The following is a 21428-nucleotide window of genomic DNA, read 5'->3' as shown; positions in this document are numbered from 1 at the left end:
AAAAAGATGCTGGGAAAACCAGCATCTTTTTGTTTTTAATTAATTAGGAAATGCAGTTATTTTAAATTTTCAGGATTAAGAGACGCTAGTTCTTCTAAAACAAATCTGCCATCTTTTCTAATTAGCACATCATCAAAATAAATTTCCCCGCCACCGTAATCAGGGCGCTGAATATTTACCATATCCCAATGGATATTAGAGTGGTTGCCGTTGAATGCATCATCATAGCATTGTCCGGGAGTAAAGTGAAAGCTTCCATCAATTTTTTCATCAAATAAGATATCCTGCATTGGATGAAGAATATATGGATTGACGCCAATCGCAAATTCTCCGATATATCTTGCTCCTTCATCAGTATCTAAAATCTTATTTAAGCGCTCTGTATCATTTGCTGTTGCTTCTATTATCTTCCCGTTTTCAAACGTTAATTTTACATTTTCAAATGTAAATCCTTGATATGGTGAAGGAGTATTATATGTAAGTACACCATTTATGGAATCGCGAACTGGAGCGGTGTAGACTTCTCCATCTGGAATATTCATTTGTCCAGAACATTTGATGGCAGGAATATCTTTGATAGAAAAAGTAAGATCTGTGCCTTGGCCTGTTATTTTTACTTTATCTGTTTTATTCATTAATTCCATAAGATTATTCATTGCTTTATCCATTTTGCTGTAATCTAGATTGCAAACATCAAAATAGAAGTCTTCAAAAGCTTCTGTGCTCATTTTTGCCAGTTGTGCCATCGAAGAATTCGGATAGCGGAGAACAACCCAACGTGTCTTTGGTACACGGATTTCACGATGCACCTTTTTGCCGATAGTTCCTCCTTCAATTTTCATTTTATCTGCAGGAACATCTGCAAGTTCATTGATATTATCTCCTGAGCGCAGACCAATATATGCATCCATTTGACTCATTACATTTGCTTCAAATGATGCCATCATTTCATACTGTTCTTCTTTTGCTCCTAATAATAAGGACCGATTAATGTCATTATCCTTTAATGAAACAAATGGATAGCCGCCTGCATTATATGCTTCTTTTACAAGCGCTTTTACTAATTCTTTCTGCAATCCAAAGTTCTCAATTAAAACCTTTTCCCCTTTTTGAAGACGGATAGAATAATTGATTAGATTTTTTGCTAATTGCTGAATACGTGGATCTTTCATAATATGTACCTCCAAAAGTAAACTGAAATGATGTGCAACTATTATTGTACTCTAAAAAAAGGTTTTCTCAAATAATAATTGCATCCAGCAAAAACAACTTGATATATTTGAATGGCAAGTTTCTCCTGCAATTAAGAAGGCGGATATAAAGGGTAAGCTTCGCATAATGGGAAATGCTTGCTATGAAAATTCTTTCCCTTTTTTATGCATGGCAAAAGAGGGAGACCAAGATCAGCATCAATTGCAAATAAAGCAAAGTAGAAAGGGATTTATATTTGTTTCTCTTATTCTTTCCCTCTATAATGAAAAAGAAAAGTGTTTAAATAATGGAAAAACTGGGAAAGTAACTAAAAAGCGGAGGTGCGATAATCATGATTGAAATTTTATATTGGAGCGCAGCATTAATAGCAATAGCATTCACTATTTTAGTCATTTATTTGGCGAAAACATTAAAATCATTACATATTACTTTAGATAGTGTTTCAAAGACATTAACAGGGCTAGAAAGACAGCTTGATGGAGTAACGAGAGAAACAACCGTACTGCTTGAGAAGACAAATCTTTTGGCTACAGATATTCAAAAGAAATCAGAAAGCTTAAATAGTGTCGTAGATGCGGTCAAAGATGTTGGGGATTCTGTAAAAGGATTTAATCAATCTGTTCAGACTATTACGGCAAATGTAGAATCGACGTTAGAACAAAATCAAGATAAAATTGCTCAAGTTGTGCAATGGAGCAAAATTGTAATGAATATTAGAGATCAGTGGAATGCTCGAAAAGCGTTGGCGAAAGCAAAAAGCAATAGAACTATATAAAGGGAGGCTAATCTAATGAAAAAAGAGCAAGAAGCAATGCATATGGAAAATAGCGGGTCAAAAGATTTTTTATTAGGAGCAATTGTAGGGGGCGTTGTTGGCGCAGCGGCAGCATTATTTCTTGCTCCAAAACCAGGAAAAGAATTGCTGAATGATATGAATGGACATGCCAATTCTTTAAAAGGAAAAGGCATTGAATTGTCTGGTACGCTAAAAGAAAAAGGTTCTGAATATATTACGATAGCCAAAGAAAAAACAGATCAGCTTACAACTGCTGTTTCCAAACAATCTAGTAGCATTATGGATAAAGTGAAAGGCGCTAATTCAACAGAAGACCTATCAGCCAACGAAGAAGATGACAGCACCGAAAATGATCAAGAGCAGATGGAAGAAAAGTTTAAAAGCGATTATGATGAAATCCAAAAAAAATTAGAAGAGACAAAAAAGGCGTTTGATGAGACAGAAAGCAAATACAATCATTCGTAAGTAGATATAAATTGCAAAAAAGATAAATGCCTCTATTGGCGCTAAATATAAGCGGCAATAGAGGCATTTTAATAAGATGTTAATCATTTTCCTTTCTTTATCATTCTGTGTTATTGTATGGGGGTTAAGCAAGATTATTTTGAGATAGAAACAGGAGGCATTTTAATGAAAAAAATTGATACAGTAGAAGAATTTAATGAAGTAATGAAAAATAATGATTCCATTTTATTTTTAAAGCATAGTTTGACATGTCCAATCAGCCAGGCAGGTTTTGAACAGTATCAACAATATACAGCAAATAACAATAAGGTAGATGCCTATTATTTGGCAGTCCAAGATTCTAGACCATTGTCCAATTATATTGGGGAAACATATCATATTAAACATGAGTCTCCACAAGCATTATTATTTTCTGATAAGAAGGTTGTTTGGAATGCTTCACATTATAATATTACAGTAAGTGCTTTGGAAGATGCTGTGGACACCATTAAGTGAAAAAGAAAAGCTGATGCAAATCTTAATCATGCATCAGCTTTTTATTAGTTATTTGGCGTATTAGCAGGCCAAATAAGCTGCAAATCATCTCCTTTTTTTAAAGGGGTTAAAAAGGTTGCCTTTTCACCATTTTTTATTAATTCAAATGTTCCAGCTTTTGTTTGGGGCATATCAATTTGAATATATGCAAATAAATCTTGAAAGAAAAAACCGTTAAAAGGCTTTTGTTCTATTATTATCTTATCCCCATCATATAGATGGGTGTCTAGCGGCAGTACTTGATCATTTCGTTTGAATTGTGCCAATTGTTTAGTAAGTGTCAATTTCTTCCCATTAAAAGTGACAGGAAGCACTTGATATAATAATACATGCTTTAATTCTGCCAACTCTTTTACGGTTGGCGTTTTTTTTCTTTTGATTGTTAGTTCATCTTCATGGTCAAATTTATAGTCTAATTTAATTGGCAACCCATTTCGCAGTATACTTCCTGAAAAAGCTGGAATAACCGTATCTTTATCATTGACTGTTAATCTGAATGGCAGCATTTCTTTCATGTAATGATCTAATTGGAGACTATGCAGCAAGTCTTTAATCGTAGTTGGCATGATATAGTTTATTGTGTCTCGATCCTCTACCCACTTCTCTTTTGCAGCAGCCAAACCGTTGCACATAATAGTTGGCGTGACTTGAAAAATTTCTCCGTTTATTTGAATTGATTTTTCTGGAATTGCATCTAATAGATCTTTTATTTGGACGGCTGCTTGCTGTCCATCTTTGCCTTTATACACCGTTAGTTCTTCTCCATTTTGAACAATATCATCTAATGAACATTTTATTTCATTACGGATAATGACAGGTGCCTCTCCATAAGTTCCTGGAATCGTAATTTGTTGGTTGTTTACAGTAACAATCATGGCATTGCCTGGTTTGCCGTATAGTTTATTTAAGCTTATCCCAGAAGCCAATAGACAATCCCCTACCGTTAATTTATTTATTTCAAACAAACGAACAGGCTGTTCATTCACATAAACAGTTTTATATTGAACAGGAGTTTTTCCTGCTGCAATAGCAATGCCGACAGGAGTAACTAATTCAGGCCCTTTTACATTGGCATCTTCAAAAGTTAAATGAGTAATGGCATCTATTCCTCTAATGGCAACACGATTGCTTGGCAGATGAAGCATTTCAGCAATTTTGTTTGGAAGTGCAGGCGTTTGGCTGCCTCCACCGACAAGCATTACTGCTTTTGGAGGCTTATGATTATTTAATGCTAATATTTCTTTGCATATATGGTCGCTAAGCTTATCTAATGCAGGAGATATGCTTGTAATTGCTTCTTCCCTGCTTACTTCTGTTGTAAAGCCCAGTATATCTGTCACAGAAATAACCTCCTGTTCAGAAAGCCGCTTTTTTGCTTCTTCTGCAAGGGGAAAATCCAATAAGTATTGGTCGCTGATTGCTTCTGTAATTTCATCTCCTGCAATAGGCACCATTCCATATGCAATGACGGTTCCTGAATCTGTAATGGCAATATCAGAAGTTCCTGCACCAATATCTACTAGAGCTACATTCAGTCGCCGCATAGAGGGAGGAATAAGTACATTAATGGCAGCGATAGGTTCTAAGGTTAAAGCTTCCATTTCTAAATCAGCTCGATTCAATGCTGCAATTAAGGATTCGACTACTACTCTTGGGAGAAATGTTGCGATAATTTCTACTGTTGCAATATTGCCTTGCTGGTCAATTAAATTTCCTAATTCCTGATCATCCAATAAATAGCGAAGTACAGAATAGCCGACACAATAGTAGAATTGGCTTTTGTCTTGATTATTTTTCTCAGCAACAGCACTTTGGGCATTTTGCACGGCTGTAAGCTCCATATGCAATATATCTTGTTGAGTAATCATAGGTTTGCCTTTAATAGTTGTAGAGTAGGATGATTTTTCTGTTTTTAGGGCGCGGCCAGCAGCAGCAACAGATACTTTATGTAAGGGGCCATACTTTTTTTCTAATTTTGATTTTATTTCTAGAATAATTTTAGATACAGCCAAAACATCATGTATTTGTCCATCGAGCATGGCTCTTTCTTTATGCTCAATAGAAAGAATATCGACAACATGATATTTTTCCTTATCTTTTTCTAAAATGATTCCTACAACTGATCGTGTGCCGATATCTAAAGCAAATATTTTATCTTTACTGTGCAAAGAAAACACCTTCTTTATTATTTAAGAATATTATTTGTATCACGCATTAACGGACAGTAAAACCCTCACTGAGTGGAGGTTCACTTTATGGAAAAATCTTTTTTTGTGCACTTTAACACTTAAAAGCGTTTAATTATTAAAGAAAATTAGTGACAATGTCAAAAAGATGATTTATAATAAACCCAATCACAAGAAATGTAACATATTTTTATATGTCAATAAAGAATATTGAAAATTTGTCTAAGTAGAACTAATATGAAAATTAAGATTTCTATAGTGACAAGTAGAAAAAAGGATGGGGATACTAGATGAGTAACAAAGAATTAGATCAATTGCGCGACCGTGTAGACGAATTGAATTTGGAAATTTTAGGGAAAATTAATGAAAGAGCAGCTCTTGTACAAGAAATTGCACAAGCGAAAGTAACACATGGCGCTCATCGTTATGATCCAGTTCGTGAACGCACAATGCTTGATCATATATTGGCAAAAAATGACGGACCATTTGATAATGCAACTATCTCTCATTTATTTAAACAAATTTTTAAAGCAGGTTTGCAGCTGCAGCAAGAGGACGACAGTAAAGCATTGCTAGTTTCCCGAAAAAAGAAATCAGAAGATACAATTGTTGATTTAAAAGGAACAAAAATTGGGGATGGCATTCCAAAGTTTGTATTTGGCCCATGCTCTGTAGAATCATATGAACAAGTAGCAAAAGTAGCAGAATCTGTAAAAGCAAAAGGATTAACATTGCTTCGCGGCGGTGCATTTAAGCCAAGAACATCTCCATATGATTTCCAAGGCCTAGGAGTAGAAGGGCTAAAAATATTAAAGCGCGTATCAGATGAGTATGGTTTATCTGTTATCAGTGAAATTGTAAGCCCAGAACATATTGAAGAAGCACTAGATTATATTGATGTTATTCAAATTGGTGCCCGCAATATGCAAAACTTTGAATTATTAAAGGCTGCTGGCAGTGTGAAAAAGCCAGTTCTTCTAAAAAGAGGTTTAGCAGCTACTATTGAAGAATTTATTAATGCGGCTGAATACATTATGTCACAAGGAAATGATCAAATTATACTTTGTGAAAGAGGTATCCGTACGTATGAGCGTGCAACAAGAAATACATTAGATATTTCAGCTGTACCAATTTTAAAGCAGGAAACGCATTTGCCTGTATTTGTTGATGTTACTCATTCTACCGGCAGAAAAGATTTGCTGTTGCCATGTGCAAAAGCAGCATTAGCAATCGGTGCAGACGGTGTGATGGCAGAAGTTCACCCAGACCCGGCGGTAGCGCTGTCTGATTCGGCTCAACAAATGGATTTAAAGCAGTTTGATGAGTTTTATAATGCTATTCAAGCAACTCCATTTGTAAAAGCATAATTTTTCATGTAAGCTTTAAGCATAGGCTTTGATTCTATTAGAATAGATAGAATCAGTCTATGCTTTTTTTTGATGAAATTTTATCTGTTTAGCATAATTCATTATGAAAATCCGATGAGAAAGCTAATTATTGGGAAGAATAGTACTAGCAACAGAAATGGAATAAATGGTAGAAGAGAATATAAAGATATGCATTGTTCCTTTGTTTTTATCCAGGATTAATTAATTGCCCATAAAAGTCCAATTGGTTCAATCACGAATTAGTGAGAGATGGAAAAAAACACTGATTAAAGGTTTGCTTTATATAAATATAAAGTTTTAGTGAAGTTTTTTGTTATAATAGATAAAAAAAGCGTTTTTTTGAAAAAAAGTGAAAGCTTGTCATTGCGGCATTTGCAACGTTATCGTATGATTAAATACATAATTAGACAAGATTAGCTATATACGGATAAAATTTTTGTGTTTTTTAGCTGCTTGCAATGAAGAAAAAAGATAATGAGTGGACATATAAAAGGAGTGTTTTAGTATTATGAATATAACGATATATGATGTTGCTAGAGAAGCAAGTGTATCAATGGCAACCGTATCAAGAGTAGTAAATGGAAATCCGAATGTAAAACCAGCAACAAGGAAAAAGGTGCTAGAAGTAATCGATCGATTAGGGTATCGCCCGAATGCAGTTGCGCGTGGGTTGGCAAGCAAAAAAACAACAACAGTTGGAGTTGTTATTCCCGATATCTCCAGCACCTTTTATGCTGAACTGGCAAGAGGAATTGAAGATATTGCAACAATGTATAAATACAATATTATATTAAGCAACTCGGATCAGAATAAAGATAAAGAGCTCCATCTGTTAAATACGATGCTTGGCAAGCAAGTGGACGGTATTGTATTTATGGGTGGAAATATTACAGAAGAGCATGTGCAAGAATTTGAAAAATCTCCAGTGCCAATTGTTCTTGCAGCAAGTATAGAAGAAAGCCAAAAAATTGCCTCTGTAAATATTGACTATGCACAAGCGACATTTGATGCAGTAACTTCTTTTATCGAAAAAGGGCATAAAGTTATTGCGCTTGTTTTAGGTTCTATGGATGAACCGATCAATAGCAAAGAAAAGCTTATTGGATATAAAAAGGCTTTAGAAGCTGCTAATATTCCTTTTAATGAAAATTTAGTTGTTGAAGGCGATTATACTTATGAATCAGGAATAGAATCATTTGATAAGCTGATGGAACAAGCTGATAAACCAACTGCTATTTATGTAGGATCAGATGAAATGGCAATTGGCGTTATTCATGGTGCAGAAGACAAAGGCTATAGCGTGCCGGATGATTTTGAAATAATTAGCTCCGATAATACAAAGCTTACTCTTATGGTTAGACCACAGTTGACCACAATTGTTCAGCCGCTATATGATATAGGCGCAGTTGCTATGCGACTTTTAACAAAGTATATGAATAAAGAGACAGTAGAAGATCATATTGTAGTTCTGCCTCATAGAATTGAAGAACGTTCATCTACTAAAAAGGCATAAGGCAATGCTGAAATAAAGTAATTAGCTCATTTCGCCACAGAAAGGATGGTTTTATATTGACCATTTTTTCTGTGGTTTTATTTATTTGTTATTAACACGCTTTTGCCCTCCACTGATTAAAGTTTAGGGTAATTTATAAACAAGATTGCACCAGAATTTGCTTATAGATTTTCTTTTTTTATTCCCATATGATTAGTAGAGAAAAAAGTAAAAGTGATTGTTTTCAATTAAACTACTAATTTAGGAGTTGACTGATGAAAAAATTCTTTTTCCTCTTTTTAATTGCAATAACAATGACGTCCACTTTAATTACTCCAATCTATCCTAAAGCAAACAGCAATCCTATTTTAAAGGTGAAACTGGTAAATTATATAGGGAATACAACATCCATTACATTAAAAACTATAGGTGAATATAAATTATCGAATGGAAAAATCATTAATGATGGCATGACTTTAGCTGTGGAAGTAAAAAATGATTCATTGCAGCTTATTGAAAATGTGAGCAGGACAGTTTTAATGAAAAGCAATGTATTAACCCTTGAGCCGAAACAAGCTTCTAATACATTATCATTGAATGGACGAAGCTATTATGGATCTTTTCAATTTGTAATGGAAAAAAGTACAGCAAATAATGCTGTATATATTCGACCTATTAATGAAATTGATATAGAAACATATTTAAGAGGTGTAGTGCCACAAGAAATGCCTGCATTATGGCCATTGGAAGCATTAAAAGCGCAAACTGTTGCAGCGAGAACATATGCGTTAAAGCATAAAGATGATAAGGAGTTTGTTGATACTATTTCTAATCAAGTGTATGGAGGCGCTTATGCCCTTCATTCAAGAAGTGATGAGGCTATTCGGCAAACAGAAGGAATGATATTAAAATATAATGATAAACTAATAGATACAGTTTTTTCTTCCAGTAATGGCGGGAAAACAGAATTAAATTCAAGTGTATGGGGTGGATATGCATTGCCCTATTTTGCTGTTCAAGATGACATATATGATTATAATCCTACTAATAAAACAAAATTTCCTTGGAGTATAGAACTCAGCCAGCAACAGCTTGATCCTGGGTTGGATTTATCTACAGGGGAAAAATGGTGGAATTCTGTTGTAGAGAAGGATGCAAGTCTTCAAGTAGTAAAAAATATAAAAGACTGGATGCAGAAACAAGGTTATTCTAAAAAAATAGAGGATATGAAAATAATGAATATCCCAGTGCTGCAGCTCAATTTATCGAATAAAACGGCAGGTGGAAGGGTATTGGAAGGCTCTGCCACTATTGTGTATCTAAAAAAAGAAATAGTGAATAATAAAACGGTCGTAGAAAAAAATACGTTAGAATTAAAAAATGTAGCTGCTTCAAAAATACGTGCACTTGTAGGAATTGAGAGTATGCGCAGCTATTTAGTGGATGCTTCGGAGAATAAAGCAGGTTTTATCAAAATTAATGGAAAAGGCTATGGACATGCTGTTGGTTTAAGTCAATACGGAGCCAGAAATCGGGCGGAAGCAGGACACTCTTATCAGCAAATTTTAGGGTTTTATTATCCCAAATCTACACTTATAAAAGCATATAGTGGCGCAGCTGCTTCGGAACAAAAGCCAAAAACAGGTGTACAGTCAAAATCATCTACAGAAACAAAAAAAACAGTGCAAGATAAAGTAGCACCAGTCATTACTGGGTTTAAAACAAACCCGGATTATAAAAAAAATAAAATGAATTTGTCGCTGAAAACAAATAAGCCCGGAAAAATAGTAATCAAAATAAAAGATTCAAAAGGGAAAACGATTGCTACATTGAGCGACAATAATATAGTAAAAGCAGGAAATATAGCATTTGAGTGGAATATTGCAAAAATTAACAATGGAATATATAAGGCGGAAATTAGCGCAGCAAATGCTGATGGAATAAAACGCAATTTTACAAACAAGATTGCAATAAAAAAAACAGTTCCTGTACAAAATGGCAAAGTAAATGCAACTATTCTCCATATAAGAGAAAAACCAACTACTAATTCCAAAATTAAAACAAAATTAAAAAAGAAACAATCTGTTGTCATAGTGTCTAAACACGGATCTTGGTACAAAATAAAAGCTGGAAAAAGCACTGGATATGTTAAAAGTAAATATATCACTAAAAGCTGATAATAAAGCCAAAGTAAAAGAGAGGATTCCATTATTGAGGAGCCCTCTCTTTTACTTTTATCATGTATGCTACATGGATTGTGGGTTCTGCCCAGAAGGAATATCAATCCTATGCATATAAAGTCAACTATTATTTTCTAAATGAATTTTTTTCTCTATTCATTATTGCTGTTATTTTCTTTTTGCTGTTCATTTTGCTTGGCTGTTTCCTCTTTGTCTTCTGGACTATTCTCTTGTTGATTATTTGTTTTGTTAGTTTGTGTTTCTTCTGTTTTTTTATTTTTATCTTTATCTTGACTGTTGTTATTGTCAGCTGGATTTGTCTCTTTTTTGTTTTCTGGACTATTTGTTTTGTCTGCCTCTTTTTTATTTTTATCCTTGTTGTTATCTTCTTTAGTCTCTTTTTTGTTTTTTGTTTCTCCAATCTTTATTGCATTGGAAGAAGAGGACTCTCTGCCGGCAATGTCAACAGCTTTTACTGTATAAGATCCAGAGCCGCTATTAAAATAAAGTTTTTCTCCAGCTTTTTTACTGCCTACTTTTTTTCCATCTTTATAGATTCTATAGCCTATTACATCATTTTCAGCATGTCTGGACCAAGCTATTCCTTTTCCGCTGTTGATTAGAGTGATAGCGGAAGGCGTTTTTCCATTATCGTACATTTTCTTTGAAGCTGTAGCTAATTTGCTCCAATTAGGGTTATTTTGTACGAGTGAAGATGAATCAGAGACATTTACTCCAAACAGTTTTTTTAGATAATCTGGGTTTAACATTAATCCTGATTCTGTAAATTCACTTGGTGTGGAATCTAGAGCTGCATAGCGCTGATTCCCAATTTGCACTACTTTTCCAGCTATTAAACTATCATCTGTTTTATTTGGTGCCGTTCCTGATTTAAATAGGTCTGTTGTAACAAGACCGGCTTTGGAACAGCCTTCAGAAGGAAGTAGTCCGGATACAGAGCAGATAGACCTTCTAACAATTCCTCCAGGCATTTTAAAGCTTTCGGAAGGGTCAACCAAATCTGGATTAATGTCATAGACTGCATTCATGAAATCAGCCCATAAATAGTTTGTGCGCATGCTGTAGCTTAAGCCGCCTGTATATAATGACTTAGGTGTGTCATAGCCTGTCCATACGCCAAATGAAACGTTAGGATTTGTTGCAACAAACCAAGAATCGGTAAAGTTTTGTGCTGTACCTGTTTTTCCAGCCCAATCAGATTGGAATTTCAAACGGTTTTTTACAGCAGTAGCCGTACCTTGACTAATAACATCCCTCATCATATCTAATGTTAAATAGGAGGTTTGGGGACTAAATACTTTCACCGGTTCTACTTTATGCTGATAAACTACTTTTCCATTTTTGTCGATAATCTTATCAATCATGTAGGCATCAATAAATTCCCCATCATTTGCGAATGTGCCGTATGCATTTGTGTTTTCTTCGACTGTTACTCCTGTTTCCAAGGCTCCTAATGCAGTTGCTCTGTTTGTATAATCTTCCTCTTTAAGAGAGGTGAATCCCATCTTCTCTAAATATTTAGCAGGTTTTTGAGGAAGTATATCTACATATGCTTTAACTGCTGGAACATTGTATGATTTGGTTAAGGCATATCTAGCTGTTACTAATCCGTGGTATTGCATATCATAGTTTGTCGGCCATGCTTTGTTGCTTCCCGGATTTAGGCGCAGCGGCAAATCAGGCAAAATGCTTCCTGGCGATAATGTATTAAGCTCTATGGCAGGAGCGTACACTAATAGTGGTTTCATTGTCGAACCATTAGAACGCTTTGCACTTGTTGCGTGGTTTGTAGCCTCTCTATCATGGTCTCTTCCACCTACAAAGCTAATGATTTTTCCGGTTTTATTTTCAATTAAAATAGCTCCAGTTTCAACTGGCTCCGCTACTGTTTCTGTTTTACCAGTTTCATTATTTGTTACTGTTTCTGTTTTGGAAGGGCCATATAAAGAAAAGTTTTTGGCGATTTTTTGCATTTTATCATAGATTTTTTTATCGATAGTACTATGAATTTCATATCCGTTTTGATGTACTTGGCGATCAGCAAGTGCTGTATACTGTTCAAGCAGTATATCGTCTTTTTTTAGATCCTCTTTTGAATAGCCATCTTTTTTTGCTAGCATTTCAGCGATAATTTCTGTAGATCTTTTTTCTAATTCGTATGTCAGCCATGGATATTTTTCCGAGGGGCTTTCTTTAGCAGAAATAAAGTCTTTTGTAATATCATATTTGCTAGCAGTTTCATATTCTTTTTTTGTGATTTTGTTTTCTTTGTACATTCTAGATAAAACAGTTTTCATCCTTGAGATGCCAGGTTCCAGATTTTCTTTTACTTTCCCTCCTTGGGTAAATGGAGTGTAGCCAAATGGACTTTGGGGCAAACCAGCAATAAATGCAGCTTGCGGCAGTGTTAATTTTTTTGCATCCACACCGAAGATACCGTTAGCGGCAGCTTGTACACCAGCAATGTTGCGTCCAGATGAATTTCTTCCAAATGTAGAAACATTTAAATATGCTTCTAAAATATCTTCTTTATCAAAGAATTTTTCTAGTCTCAGCGCTAATAATATTTCTTTTGCCTTTCTTTCAAAAGATACTTCATTTGTAAGTATTTGGTTTTTGATAAGCTGCTGTGTTAGTGTGCTTCCTCCTGATTGACTAGAAGTATTGGCAACTTCTTGAAATAAAGCACGCATAATAGATTTTGGAACAACGCCGTTATGCTCGTAAAAGTATTGATCTTCTGTTGATACGACAGCATCAATTAAATATGGTGAAACATCTTTTAGTTTGACTTCTTCTCTTTCCAAATCTGTTGGCAATTTTCCTAAATACACGTTGTTGGCGAAATAGACTTCAGATGTTTCTTCATAGTTATAAATCTCTTTTTTCATTGTATTGTAAGAACGCACTGGTTCTTCTTTTACTAATGACGCGAAATATCCTGCTCCAACACCTGCCGCAAACCCGCCGCCTATTAGAAGGCATATTATAAAAAGAAGGATAAGATTCCATGTTACTTCATACGTTAAGCGGGCTTTTTTAACCGTTTTTTTATTAGCGAAGAAGTTTCGGAATATATTCCAGTAATTGCTCCACTTCGACCTATCATTCATTCATATCATTCCTCCTAAAATCACATACATTATAGCATAAAGAAAGGGTACAATTCGTTTTTTTTTCATGAAAGCATTTGACAGGCATCTTGTTTTTATGATAAAAATAATTCAACTATATATTGATCGTTATTGTAATGATGGGAATGAGTAGCTCTTTTATCACTATTTCAGAGAGCCATTGGTTGGTGAAAAATGGCATAAATAAAAGAGTGAATTACCTCCTTGAACTTTTACTGGGAAATTACTACTGTTTAGTAGGCAAAGTAGCAGTAAACGGGATATGCCGTTATCTATTAGAGTGGAGAAAAAATATTTTTCTCAAATTAGGGTGGTACCGCGCTTATTTTGCGTCCCTGCATATAGATGCAGGGACTTTTTTTGTTGCAAAAGGAATATTTTAAGGGAAATAATAATGATCAATATAGTTTGAGAGAAAACTATTAAATAATGGAGGTTACTTGCAATGAATTTATTAGAGGATTTAAAGTGGAGAGGGATTATTTATCAACAAACAGATGAAGCAGGGTTAAAAGAGCAGTTAATGGAAAACATGACGTCTTTATATTGTGGGGTTGATCCAACGGCTGACAGTATGCATATTGGACATCTTCTGCCATTTTTAACATTAAGACGTTTTCAAAATGCAGGTCATCGTCCAATTGTTCTTGTGGGTGGAGCAACAGGGCTTATAGGAGATCCGAGTGGAAAAAGTGAAGAAAGAAAATTGCAGACACTTGATGTTATTGGCCATAATGTGAAATGTTTGCAGAATCAATTAAAAAGAATTTTTGATTTTGATGGAAAAAATGGTGCGGTGATGGTGAACAACTATGATTGGGCCGGTTCTATGGATATTGTTACTTTTTTGAGAGATTATGGAAAACATATTGGGATTAATTACATGCTGGCTAAAGATACGATTGCTTCCCGATTAGATACAGGAATTTCTTTTACAGAATTTACTTATACGATTCTTCAAGCGATGGACTTTTTGCATTTATATGAAAATCATAATTGCAAATTGCAAATTGGCGGAAGCGACCAATGGGGAAATATCACAACAGGATTAGAGCTTATTAGAAAAAATATGCCAGAAGGTGCTAAAGCATATGGTTTAACAATACCGCTTGTAACAAAAGCTGATGGCACAAAATTTGGAAAAACAGAAAGTGGTGCAATTTGGCTGGATCCAACGAAAACAACTCCATATGAGTTTTACCAATTTTGGATTAATACAGCGGATGCAGATGTAGTCAAATACTTAAAGTTCTTTACTTTCTTATCAAAAGAAGAAATTGAGAAATTAGAAGTTGCGGTAAAAGAAGAGCCGCATTTGCGCGAGGCACAAAAAAAATTAGCAGAGGAAATGACTACATTAATTCACGGTGAAGCGGCATTAGAGCAAGCTCAAAAGATTACAGCAGCATTATTCAGCGGAGATATTAAAAATCTGACAGCAGATGAAATCCAACAAGGGTTTAAAGATGTGCCAACATATGAGCATAAAGACGGAGCAGCGGTTCTTGTTGATTTGCTAGTAGCGGCTGGGATTGTTTCATCTAAACGCCAGGCTAGAGAAGATGTAACAAACGGAGCAGTTTACATTAATGGGGAACGCAAACAAGAATTAGATTATGTATTAACAGCAGAAGATCGTATTGAAGATAAGTTTACGGTAATTCGCCGCGGTAAAAAGAAATATTTTTTAATTAAGTTTTAATGCCAAAAGGTGTTCCGGTTAAGAGCCTGGGCTTCTCTTTTAAAAGAGAAGCCTTTTTTGCCATCCATTATCGAGAGTTTGATCTCACCTAAGGGATGGATAATAAAAGAAAGGAGAAATCTAGGCGTATAGAGAATTGCCTGCAAAAGCCTGATAAAAAGTAGACAGGTTTATTTATAGCACCTATATTTTGTGGCAACATCTGTGTGACTATAATTCCAGAGGTCTCAATTAACAATCAGTGGAGATGAAAAAACCCTAGAGCCGAATAGAGGCTTCTAGGGTTTAACATAAATATTAACAATCTATTAACGAGAGTAGAACTCAACGATAAGAGCTTCGTTAATTTCTGCTGGCAATTCAGAACGTTCTGGTAAACGAGTGAATGAACCTTCTAATTTATCAGCATCAAATGTTAAGAAATCAGGTACGAAGTTATTTACTTCCACTGCTTCTTTCACAATATCAAGGTTGCGAGATTTTTCACGCAAAGTGATAGTTTGGCCTGATTTTAGACGGTATGATGGGATATCAACACGAGAACCATCAACTAAAATATGACCATGGTTTACAAGCTGACGTGCTTGACGACGAGTGCGAGCAAGACCTAAACGATAAACAACGTTATCAAGGCGAGTTTCTAAAAGTGCCATGAAGTTTTCACCGTGTTTACCAGGCATTTTGCCAGCGATATCAAATAAATTACGGAATTGGCGTTCGTTCACACCATACATATGACGTAATTTTTGTTTTTCTTGTAATTGTAAACCGTATTCTGATAATTTTTTGCGTTGGTTTGGACCATGTTGTCCTGGTGCGTAAGGGCGTTTATCTAACTCCTTACCAGTACCGCTTAATGAAATTCCAAGACGACGAGAAAGTTTCCAGCTTGGACCTGTATATCGAGCCATTATAGACTCCTCCTTCATGTTTTTATTTGGTAAAATAAAAACAGATGCAACGTTTCTTTCTGCACATTTTATCTTCATGTACCTTCGCCCTAGCAGCTAAGGGTTACACAATACACCATCAATAAGATTGAGGAATAAAATGAAACAGTAAAGTATTTTACATATGCTGCAATATTTTACACAAAGAGTATTATATGACTTTAGATGATAGAATGTCAAGCAGAGGCTAGCTAATTCTGCTGTTTTTTATTCAGTCTATAGTCAAACACTTCATCGGTGTTGTTTCATTTTACATTATTCATCAACATGACCTTTGCTTTAAAAGCATTTTTCCTGAAAAAAATTATTTTTCATTTTTGGCCTGATTATATTGCCATATGATATAATTAATAGAAATAAATTAGATATTTATATAGAGTAAAAAACATTTATGGGATTTTTTGGGGTTGCGATAATTATTTAGCAAAAAATAGGAGCATTTATTGTCATCTCAAATATAGAGGTGGAAAAGATAAATATGACCAATCATTATAATTCTTCTCAAGGTGTGTGTATATTAATTGGCCATTAAAACAAAATGAAGAATTGTATCCATCAAAATTTATTAATATGACCGATAAATAGAATGAAATAGTTAGATGAATTAGGTGATGATTAAATGGACATGCTTGGCCACCAAATAATATTAAAACTAAAAAGCCGTTTTTTTGATATTGTTGATACAAATAGTCATAATTTAAGCTACATCCAATTACTTGATGAAATGTTAGGCACAATAAAAAATGTTTTGCATGCCAAGGACATTGCTTTATATAGTTGTAAGGAGGGGGATGATCATTGGAGAATAGAAGCAGCAACGGATTCCTCTCAGTTTTTTCCTAATATTCCGAATTATTTAAAGTTCCGTCAATTGCTGATGTCCCAGAAGGTCCATCGTCAATCATGCGAGGCAGAAGCATTTAATAAATATGATATTTTATTGCCATTAAAACATAAAGATGGGATAAATAGCTTTTTTGTTATAAGAAGCAGCGATACAGGGCAAAAAATCAGCTACAGTGATTCTTTATTAGAAATTCTTAGTGAGGAATGCAGCTTATTTCTCTATAAGATACAAAGTTTGGTAAAAATTGTAACTGAAGAAAGAAAGTACAAACTATTATTTAGGGTAACAGAAAAATTTCATTCTTCCATGAAAATGGAAGATGTGCTTGGTGAAGTTATTTATACACTGCAGGAAATATATCCTACATTTTCTTACTACTTGTTATTGTCTCATGATAATAATAGCCGTGGAGATTTGCCGATAAAAGACTTGGAATATGATAGTGAAAATATTGCTGCGCTAGAAGCATATGTTACTGGTCAAGTTCAGTTTGAAAATTCAAGGGAAGAAAGACAAGCTGTTTTATATGCGCCTTTAAAAGGAAAGCAAGGCGTCTATGGAGTGCTGCAAGTAATCGGCCCAAAAACTGTTGATTTTCCGAAAAGCGAAAAAGAATTTATTACGCTATTAGCCAACACAGCAGGAAGTGCTGTAGAAAACGCCCAATTATATCAGCAATCCAAAAAATTGGTTTCTGATTTGCAATTAATAAATGAAACAACGCATCGACTCAATTCAAATTTACGTTTAACAGAAATGATGAAATATATTTCTGAGCGAATATCTTCTAGTTTTAATGCCGAAGAAGTGGGATTCATTCTTTTTTCTTCTGAATCTAATGCTATGTCTGTATTGGTAGGCAGCACAACCTTTTTTCACACAAAAGATGCAGAAGCATATATTCAGCATTTTAAAGAAAAAATTAAATTGGAAAAGGATTCCTTATTTATCGGAGATTTTGAATTTCCACAGCAAAAAACAGCTAAATACAAATCCATTATGGCAATTCCGATGATGCAAACAGGGCTTCTAAAAGGATTTTCTTTGGTGATGCATCCGTCTCCTTATCATTTTTCATTTGAAACATTTAAATTATTACAATCACTAATTCATCACTCTACATTAGCTTTAACAAACTCCATGCTTAGAGAAGAACTGGAAAAACTTGTAGTTACTGATCATCTCACAAAACTTTATTCGAGAAATTTTCTTGATGAAAAAGTTCAATGTTCTATAAAAGCAGATCCAGAAGGAACATTTATTTTAATTGATATTGATAATTTTAAGGCAGTGAATGATACTTATGGTCATCAAATAGGCGATGAAATAATTATACAAGTTGCTGATATTATTAATGAAAATATTAGAGGATCCGATATTGGTTCGAGATGGGGAGGAGAAGAATTAGCTGTATATTTGCCAAAAGTGCCGCTGCAGCTAGGGGTTAGCATTGCAGAAAGACTTGTTGCCAAAGTAAGAGCAGAAACGAGTCCATCTGTAACCATATCTTGTGGTGTATCCTACTGGAATAAAGAGACAAAAGATGACTATCATTCTATTTTTAAACGGGCAGATAAAGCTTTGTATGTGGCTAAAGAAACAGGAAAAGATAAAGTAGTCGTGCAAACCATGGATTTTGTAAACGAGTAGTTTAAATATAATAGAGATTTATTATAGCTGGAGTGGATACATGTTCAGATGTGAAATTTTTATAAGAAGATCCATAAAAACCTGGTTCTTAAACCAGGTTTCAGTTTAACTAATACAGCTGGGACAATACTTGGTCGACCTATATCTGAGTACATATCTTTCGCTAAATCATAAATAAACGAGAAATCAAGTGCCGCTTCGATTTTGCGAACTAAATGATTGGCTGGAACTAATGGATCTAAAGCGATTCTTTCTAATTGATCTTGGATAGAAGAATGTTTAGAAAGCATGATGTCACCTCTGTTATGTATCTTTTTCTATTTTAAAGCCAATCTATTCAAATTTTTATACGAAATAGATTGAAAACCAGTTGGTTGGAGTGGAAGGGGTGAGACTCCTACGGGATTAGCGAGACAGTCCGAGACCCTGCAGGAGCGAAGCGGCTCGGCGCTCGCCCTGTGGAAAGCGAACCCCTGAAACGGAAATCAACAATCCTATTTATAATAAAAAAACTGTAAACAAACTTCTTTTTAAGGGGCGTTTGTCTACAGTCTGAAACCTGGTTCTTAAACCAGGTTTTTTGGTATGTTGAAAAAGTTTATAGATATTCTACTAATGTTTCAGTGAAAATTTGTAAATATTTTTGGTCTATTTCATCAAAACGATTTTTTTCTGGGGAATCGATATCTAAAACGCCAATTAATGTACCATTTTTAATTATTGGAACCACAATTTCTGATTGACTAGCGGCGTCGCATGCAATATGTCCAGGAAAAAGGTGAACATCCTCTACTCTAACTGTTTCCTGTTTACTTGCAGCAGTTCCACAAACGCCTCTGCCAAAAGGGATTCTTACACATGCAGGGAGACCTTGGAAAGGACCAAGAACAAGCTCTCCATCTTCTACTAAATAAAAACCAACCCAATTAATGCGATCTAAAAATTGATTTAATAAAGCAGAAGCATTAGCAAGATTGGCAATAGCATTTTTTTCTCCTTCGAGAAGAGCTTTTAACTGTTTTACTACTAATTGGTATTTTTCCTCTCGATTGCCATTATATATTTCGACGTTAAACATGGTAAACACCTATCTTTCTTCATAAATTATTTTTATTTTAGCAAAAAAAGTTGAAAAGGAGGAAACTTTGTCGAGATTCTATTGAAGGATTGTTCTTATTTAGCAAGAAGTAATAATATATATTATTTTAACCTCAAATGAATAAGAAGATTTTTTTTACATTCTTTAAATGCAGACATCTTTTAAAAGCAGAAGATTGATTTATTCAACCATATATTTCTGATATTAGCAAGAGAGGAGAAATGATATGAAAAGAAATTCGAAAGATTCTATAATAGAAGCAGCAATTACACTTTTTAACAGAAATGGATATGATGGGACTTCTATAAGAGATATAGCATCGCATGCTCATGTAAATGTGGCAAATATTTCTTATTATTTTAATGGAAAACATGGGCTGCTAGAATACTGTTTTACAAGCTATTTTGAAAAATATTTAGAAAAAATAGAAGATGTTTATCGGGATATTCTTTTGGAACCAACGGAGAAGTTAAAGAAGATAGCAGAATCCATTATACATTTTCAGTGTTTGCATCCGCATTTAACGAGATTCGTTTTAAGGGAAGTGTCGATTGACTCTCAAGTTGTCAGAGAAATTATGTCTACTTATTATGTAAAAGAAAGATTTTATTTGACAAAAATTTTAGAAGAAGGCATAGAAAAAAAACAATTTAAAAAGCAAATGATTTCTTATAGCATCATTCAATTAAAAAGTCTATTATCTATGCCTTTTCTTAATGCATTTTATTTAACAGAAGTGCTGCATGTATATGTCCGTGAATCTTATTTTGCAAAAAAATATTTAGAAGAAATCTATAGATGGATTGATGAAGTGATCTGCTTTCATAAAGAATCTTTATCGATTCCCTAATAACATGTCATAGCCTTGGCCTATATCTTTTGCTTGGTGAGCATCTGATCCATAAATCAATGGAATCTGCCGTTTGTTTGCTTCTAAAGCGACCCAGCTTGGGGGATAGGACTCTTGGCAAAATTGTTTATATAAACCGGCCCCGTTATAATCAAGTTCTAATTGCTGCTGTTTTATATCCTCTAATAATTGAATAATAGTAGAGCGATAATCTTTAGAAATGGGGAATTTATGCTGGAATTTATGCACCAATGTAATATGTCCTATTCGTTTCGGTTTGAAAGGTCCTAAATCTGCAAACACTGATTTTTTTATTGTTTCAAAATACCGTTTATAAATGGCTTCCACATCCCCATATTGGTCAATCATAGCGGCAAATAGTTCAGGACTATAATCAACGCAATCATAAGCCATATTGTTTTTTAGAAAATGTACACTGAGAATGCTGTCATCGAGTTTTGGCCCCCATTCATTTAAAAAGCTTGTGATTTCCTTTTCAAAACCTTCAATATAATCCACTTCTAATCCAATATTTATTTTTATTTTATTTTTGTAATAGTCTTTTGCTTCTTCGACCATCTGCAGATAATGCGGGAGATCCTCTCGTGCCATACTGCTGTCCTTTGTCGGAGTGCTGTCAATAAAACCGACAGGAAGCGGGGCGTGTTCGGTGAATGAAATTTCTGAAAAATCTAGTGAAATTGCTTTTTCAATATAATCACTAAATGCATCTTTTGTACCATGCGGACAAAATGCTGTGTGAATATGCCCGTCTTTTTTTATTGATGTATTCATTTTTTTCTCCCTTTCTTTTAAAAAGTAGACTATGGGTTATGCTGCTGATTTTGGTTTTATTTGTGTGCCAGATGAAATCAAAACCATTCTATCAACAATAGTGACTAACACAGTGGAAAATTAAAGC

General features: G+C 34.5%; 14 protein-coding genes, 2 pseudogenes and 1 other annotated feature. Of the genes and pseudogenes, 9 read left to right on the top strand and 7 right to left on the bottom strand.

Annotated elements, in window-relative coordinates; all coding sequences use genetic code 11:
- Window positions 1-56: 56 nt before the first annotated feature.
- Window positions 57-1172, bottom strand: coding sequence for an aminopeptidase (locus NCCP28_RS04910; protein WP_248560244.1), 1116 nt, complete (start codon window positions 1170-1172; stop codon window positions 57-59).
- A gap of 371 nt (window positions 1173-1543) precedes the next feature.
- On the opposite strand from NCCP28_RS04910, the gene NCCP28_RS04905 reads away from it, so the two are divergent.
- The 3 genes from NCCP28_RS04905 to ytxJ all read left to right on the top strand — a co-directional run bounded on the left by NCCP28_RS04905 (window position 1544) and on the right by ytxJ (window position 2968).
- Entirely contained in the window at window positions 1544-1987 is a 444-nt protein-coding gene (locus NCCP28_RS04905) for a DUF948 domain-containing protein (protein ID WP_248560243.1), read from the top strand.
- Window positions 1988-2002: 15 nt separating this feature from the next.
- On the top strand, window positions 2003-2473 hold the full coding sequence (locus NCCP28_RS04900; RefSeq protein ID WP_248560242.1) for a YtxH domain-containing protein: 471 nt from the start codon (window positions 2003-2005) through the stop codon (window positions 2471-2473).
- Between the two features lie 165 nt (window positions 2474-2638).
- The gene (gene ytxJ, locus NCCP28_RS04895) at window positions 2639-2968 is read left to right on the top strand and encodes a bacillithiol system redox-active protein YtxJ (RefSeq protein WP_248560241.1); all 330 of its coding nucleotides are present in this window, start codon (window positions 2639-2641) and stop codon (window positions 2966-2968) included.
- A gap of 44 nt (window positions 2969-3012) precedes the next feature.
- On the opposite strand, the gene NCCP28_RS04890 is transcribed toward ytxJ, so the two are convergent.
- On the bottom strand, window positions 3013-5175 hold the full coding sequence (locus tag NCCP28_RS04890; protein ID WP_248560240.1) for a cell division protein FtsA: 2163 nt from the start codon (window positions 5173-5175) through the stop codon (window positions 3013-3015).
- Window positions 5176-5483: 308 nt separating this feature from the next.
- On the opposite strand from NCCP28_RS04890, the gene NCCP28_RS04885 reads away from it, so the two are divergent.
- From NCCP28_RS04885 to NCCP28_RS04875, 3 genes and pseudogenes are all read left to right on the top strand, one after another.
- On the top strand, window positions 5484-6560 hold the full coding sequence (locus NCCP28_RS04885; RefSeq protein WP_248560239.1) for a bifunctional 3-deoxy-7-phosphoheptulonate synthase/chorismate mutase: 1077 nt from the start codon (window positions 5484-5486) through the stop codon (window positions 6558-6560).
- A 529-nt stretch (window positions 6561-7089) separates the two neighbouring features.
- On the top strand, window positions 7090-8094 hold the full coding sequence (ccpA, locus tag NCCP28_RS04880) for a catabolite control protein A (protein ID WP_248560238.1): 1005 nt from the start codon (window positions 7090-7092) through the stop codon (window positions 8092-8094).
- 659 nt (window positions 8095-8753) lie between these two features.
- Window positions 8754-10250, top strand: a pseudogene (locus tag NCCP28_RS04875) (SpoIID/LytB domain-containing protein); the annotation flags it as partial.
- Window positions 10251-10405: 155 nt separating this feature from the next.
- Here the strand turns inward: NCCP28_RS04875 and NCCP28_RS04870 are convergent.
- Window positions 10406-13387 carry a transglycosylase domain-containing protein gene (locus NCCP28_RS04870; RefSeq protein WP_248560236.1) on the bottom strand — a complete coding sequence of 994 codons (2982 nt, stop codon included), beginning with the start codon at window positions 13385-13387 and terminating at the stop codon, window positions 10406-10408.
- A 128-nt stretch (window positions 13388-13515) separates the two neighbouring features.
- Window positions 13516-13748: a binding site (T-box leader), on the top strand.
- A gap of 105 nt (window positions 13749-13853) precedes the next feature.
- Between NCCP28_RS04870 and tyrS the strand changes: the two genes are divergently transcribed.
- Window positions 13854-15110, top strand: coding sequence for a tyrosine--tRNA ligase (gene tyrS / locus NCCP28_RS04865; protein WP_248560235.1), 1257 nt, complete (start codon window positions 13854-13856; stop codon window positions 15108-15110).
- A 308-nt stretch (window positions 15111-15418) separates the two neighbouring features.
- Here tyrS and rpsD read toward each other — a convergent pair whose 3' ends face one another.
- Window positions 15419-16021 carry a 30S ribosomal protein S4 gene (rpsD, locus tag NCCP28_RS04860; RefSeq protein ID WP_248560234.1) on the bottom strand — a complete coding sequence of 201 codons (603 nt, stop codon included), beginning with the start codon at window positions 16019-16021 and terminating at the stop codon, window positions 15419-15421.
- Between the two features lie 658 nt (window positions 16022-16679).
- Here rpsD and NCCP28_RS04855 point away from each other — a divergent pair.
- Window positions 16680-18557 carry a sensor domain-containing diguanylate cyclase gene (locus NCCP28_RS04855; RefSeq protein ID WP_248560233.1) on the top strand — a complete coding sequence of 626 codons (1878 nt, stop codon included), beginning with the start codon at window positions 16680-16682 and terminating at the stop codon, window positions 18555-18557.
- 101 nt (window positions 18558-18658) lie between these two features.
- Here the strand turns inward: NCCP28_RS04855 and NCCP28_RS04850 are convergent.
- A pseudogene (locus tag NCCP28_RS04850) lies at window positions 18659-18847 on the bottom strand (transposase); the annotation flags it as partial.
- A 308-nt stretch (window positions 18848-19155) separates the two neighbouring features.
- Window positions 19156-19635, bottom strand: coding sequence for a GAF domain-containing protein (locus NCCP28_RS04845; protein ID WP_248560232.1), 480 nt, complete (start codon window positions 19633-19635; stop codon window positions 19156-19158).
- A 247-nt stretch (window positions 19636-19882) separates the two neighbouring features.
- Between NCCP28_RS04845 and refZ the strand changes: the two genes are divergently transcribed.
- Window positions 19883-20506 carry a forespore capture DNA-binding protein RefZ gene (gene refZ, locus NCCP28_RS04840; RefSeq protein WP_248560231.1) on the top strand — a complete coding sequence of 208 codons (624 nt, stop codon included), beginning with the start codon at window positions 19883-19885 and terminating at the stop codon, window positions 20504-20506.
- Here refZ and hisJ read toward each other — a convergent pair.
- The gene (gene hisJ, locus NCCP28_RS04835) at window positions 20492-21289 is read right to left on the bottom strand and encodes a histidinol-phosphatase HisJ (RefSeq protein WP_248560303.1); all 798 of its coding nucleotides are present in this window, start codon (window positions 21287-21289) and stop codon (window positions 20492-20494) included. The two genes, refZ and hisJ, sit on opposite strands and share 15 nt — an antisense overlap.
- Window positions 21290-21428: the final 139 nt, after the last annotated feature.

The organism is Niallia sp. NCCP-28 (assembly GCF_023168165.1).
In the GTDB taxonomy this organism is placed as follows: domain Bacteria; phylum Bacillota; class Bacilli; order Bacillales; family Cytobacillaceae; genus Niallia.
Note: the sequence above shows the minus strand (reverse complement) of the source record. Positions and strands in the feature narration are given on the sequence as shown.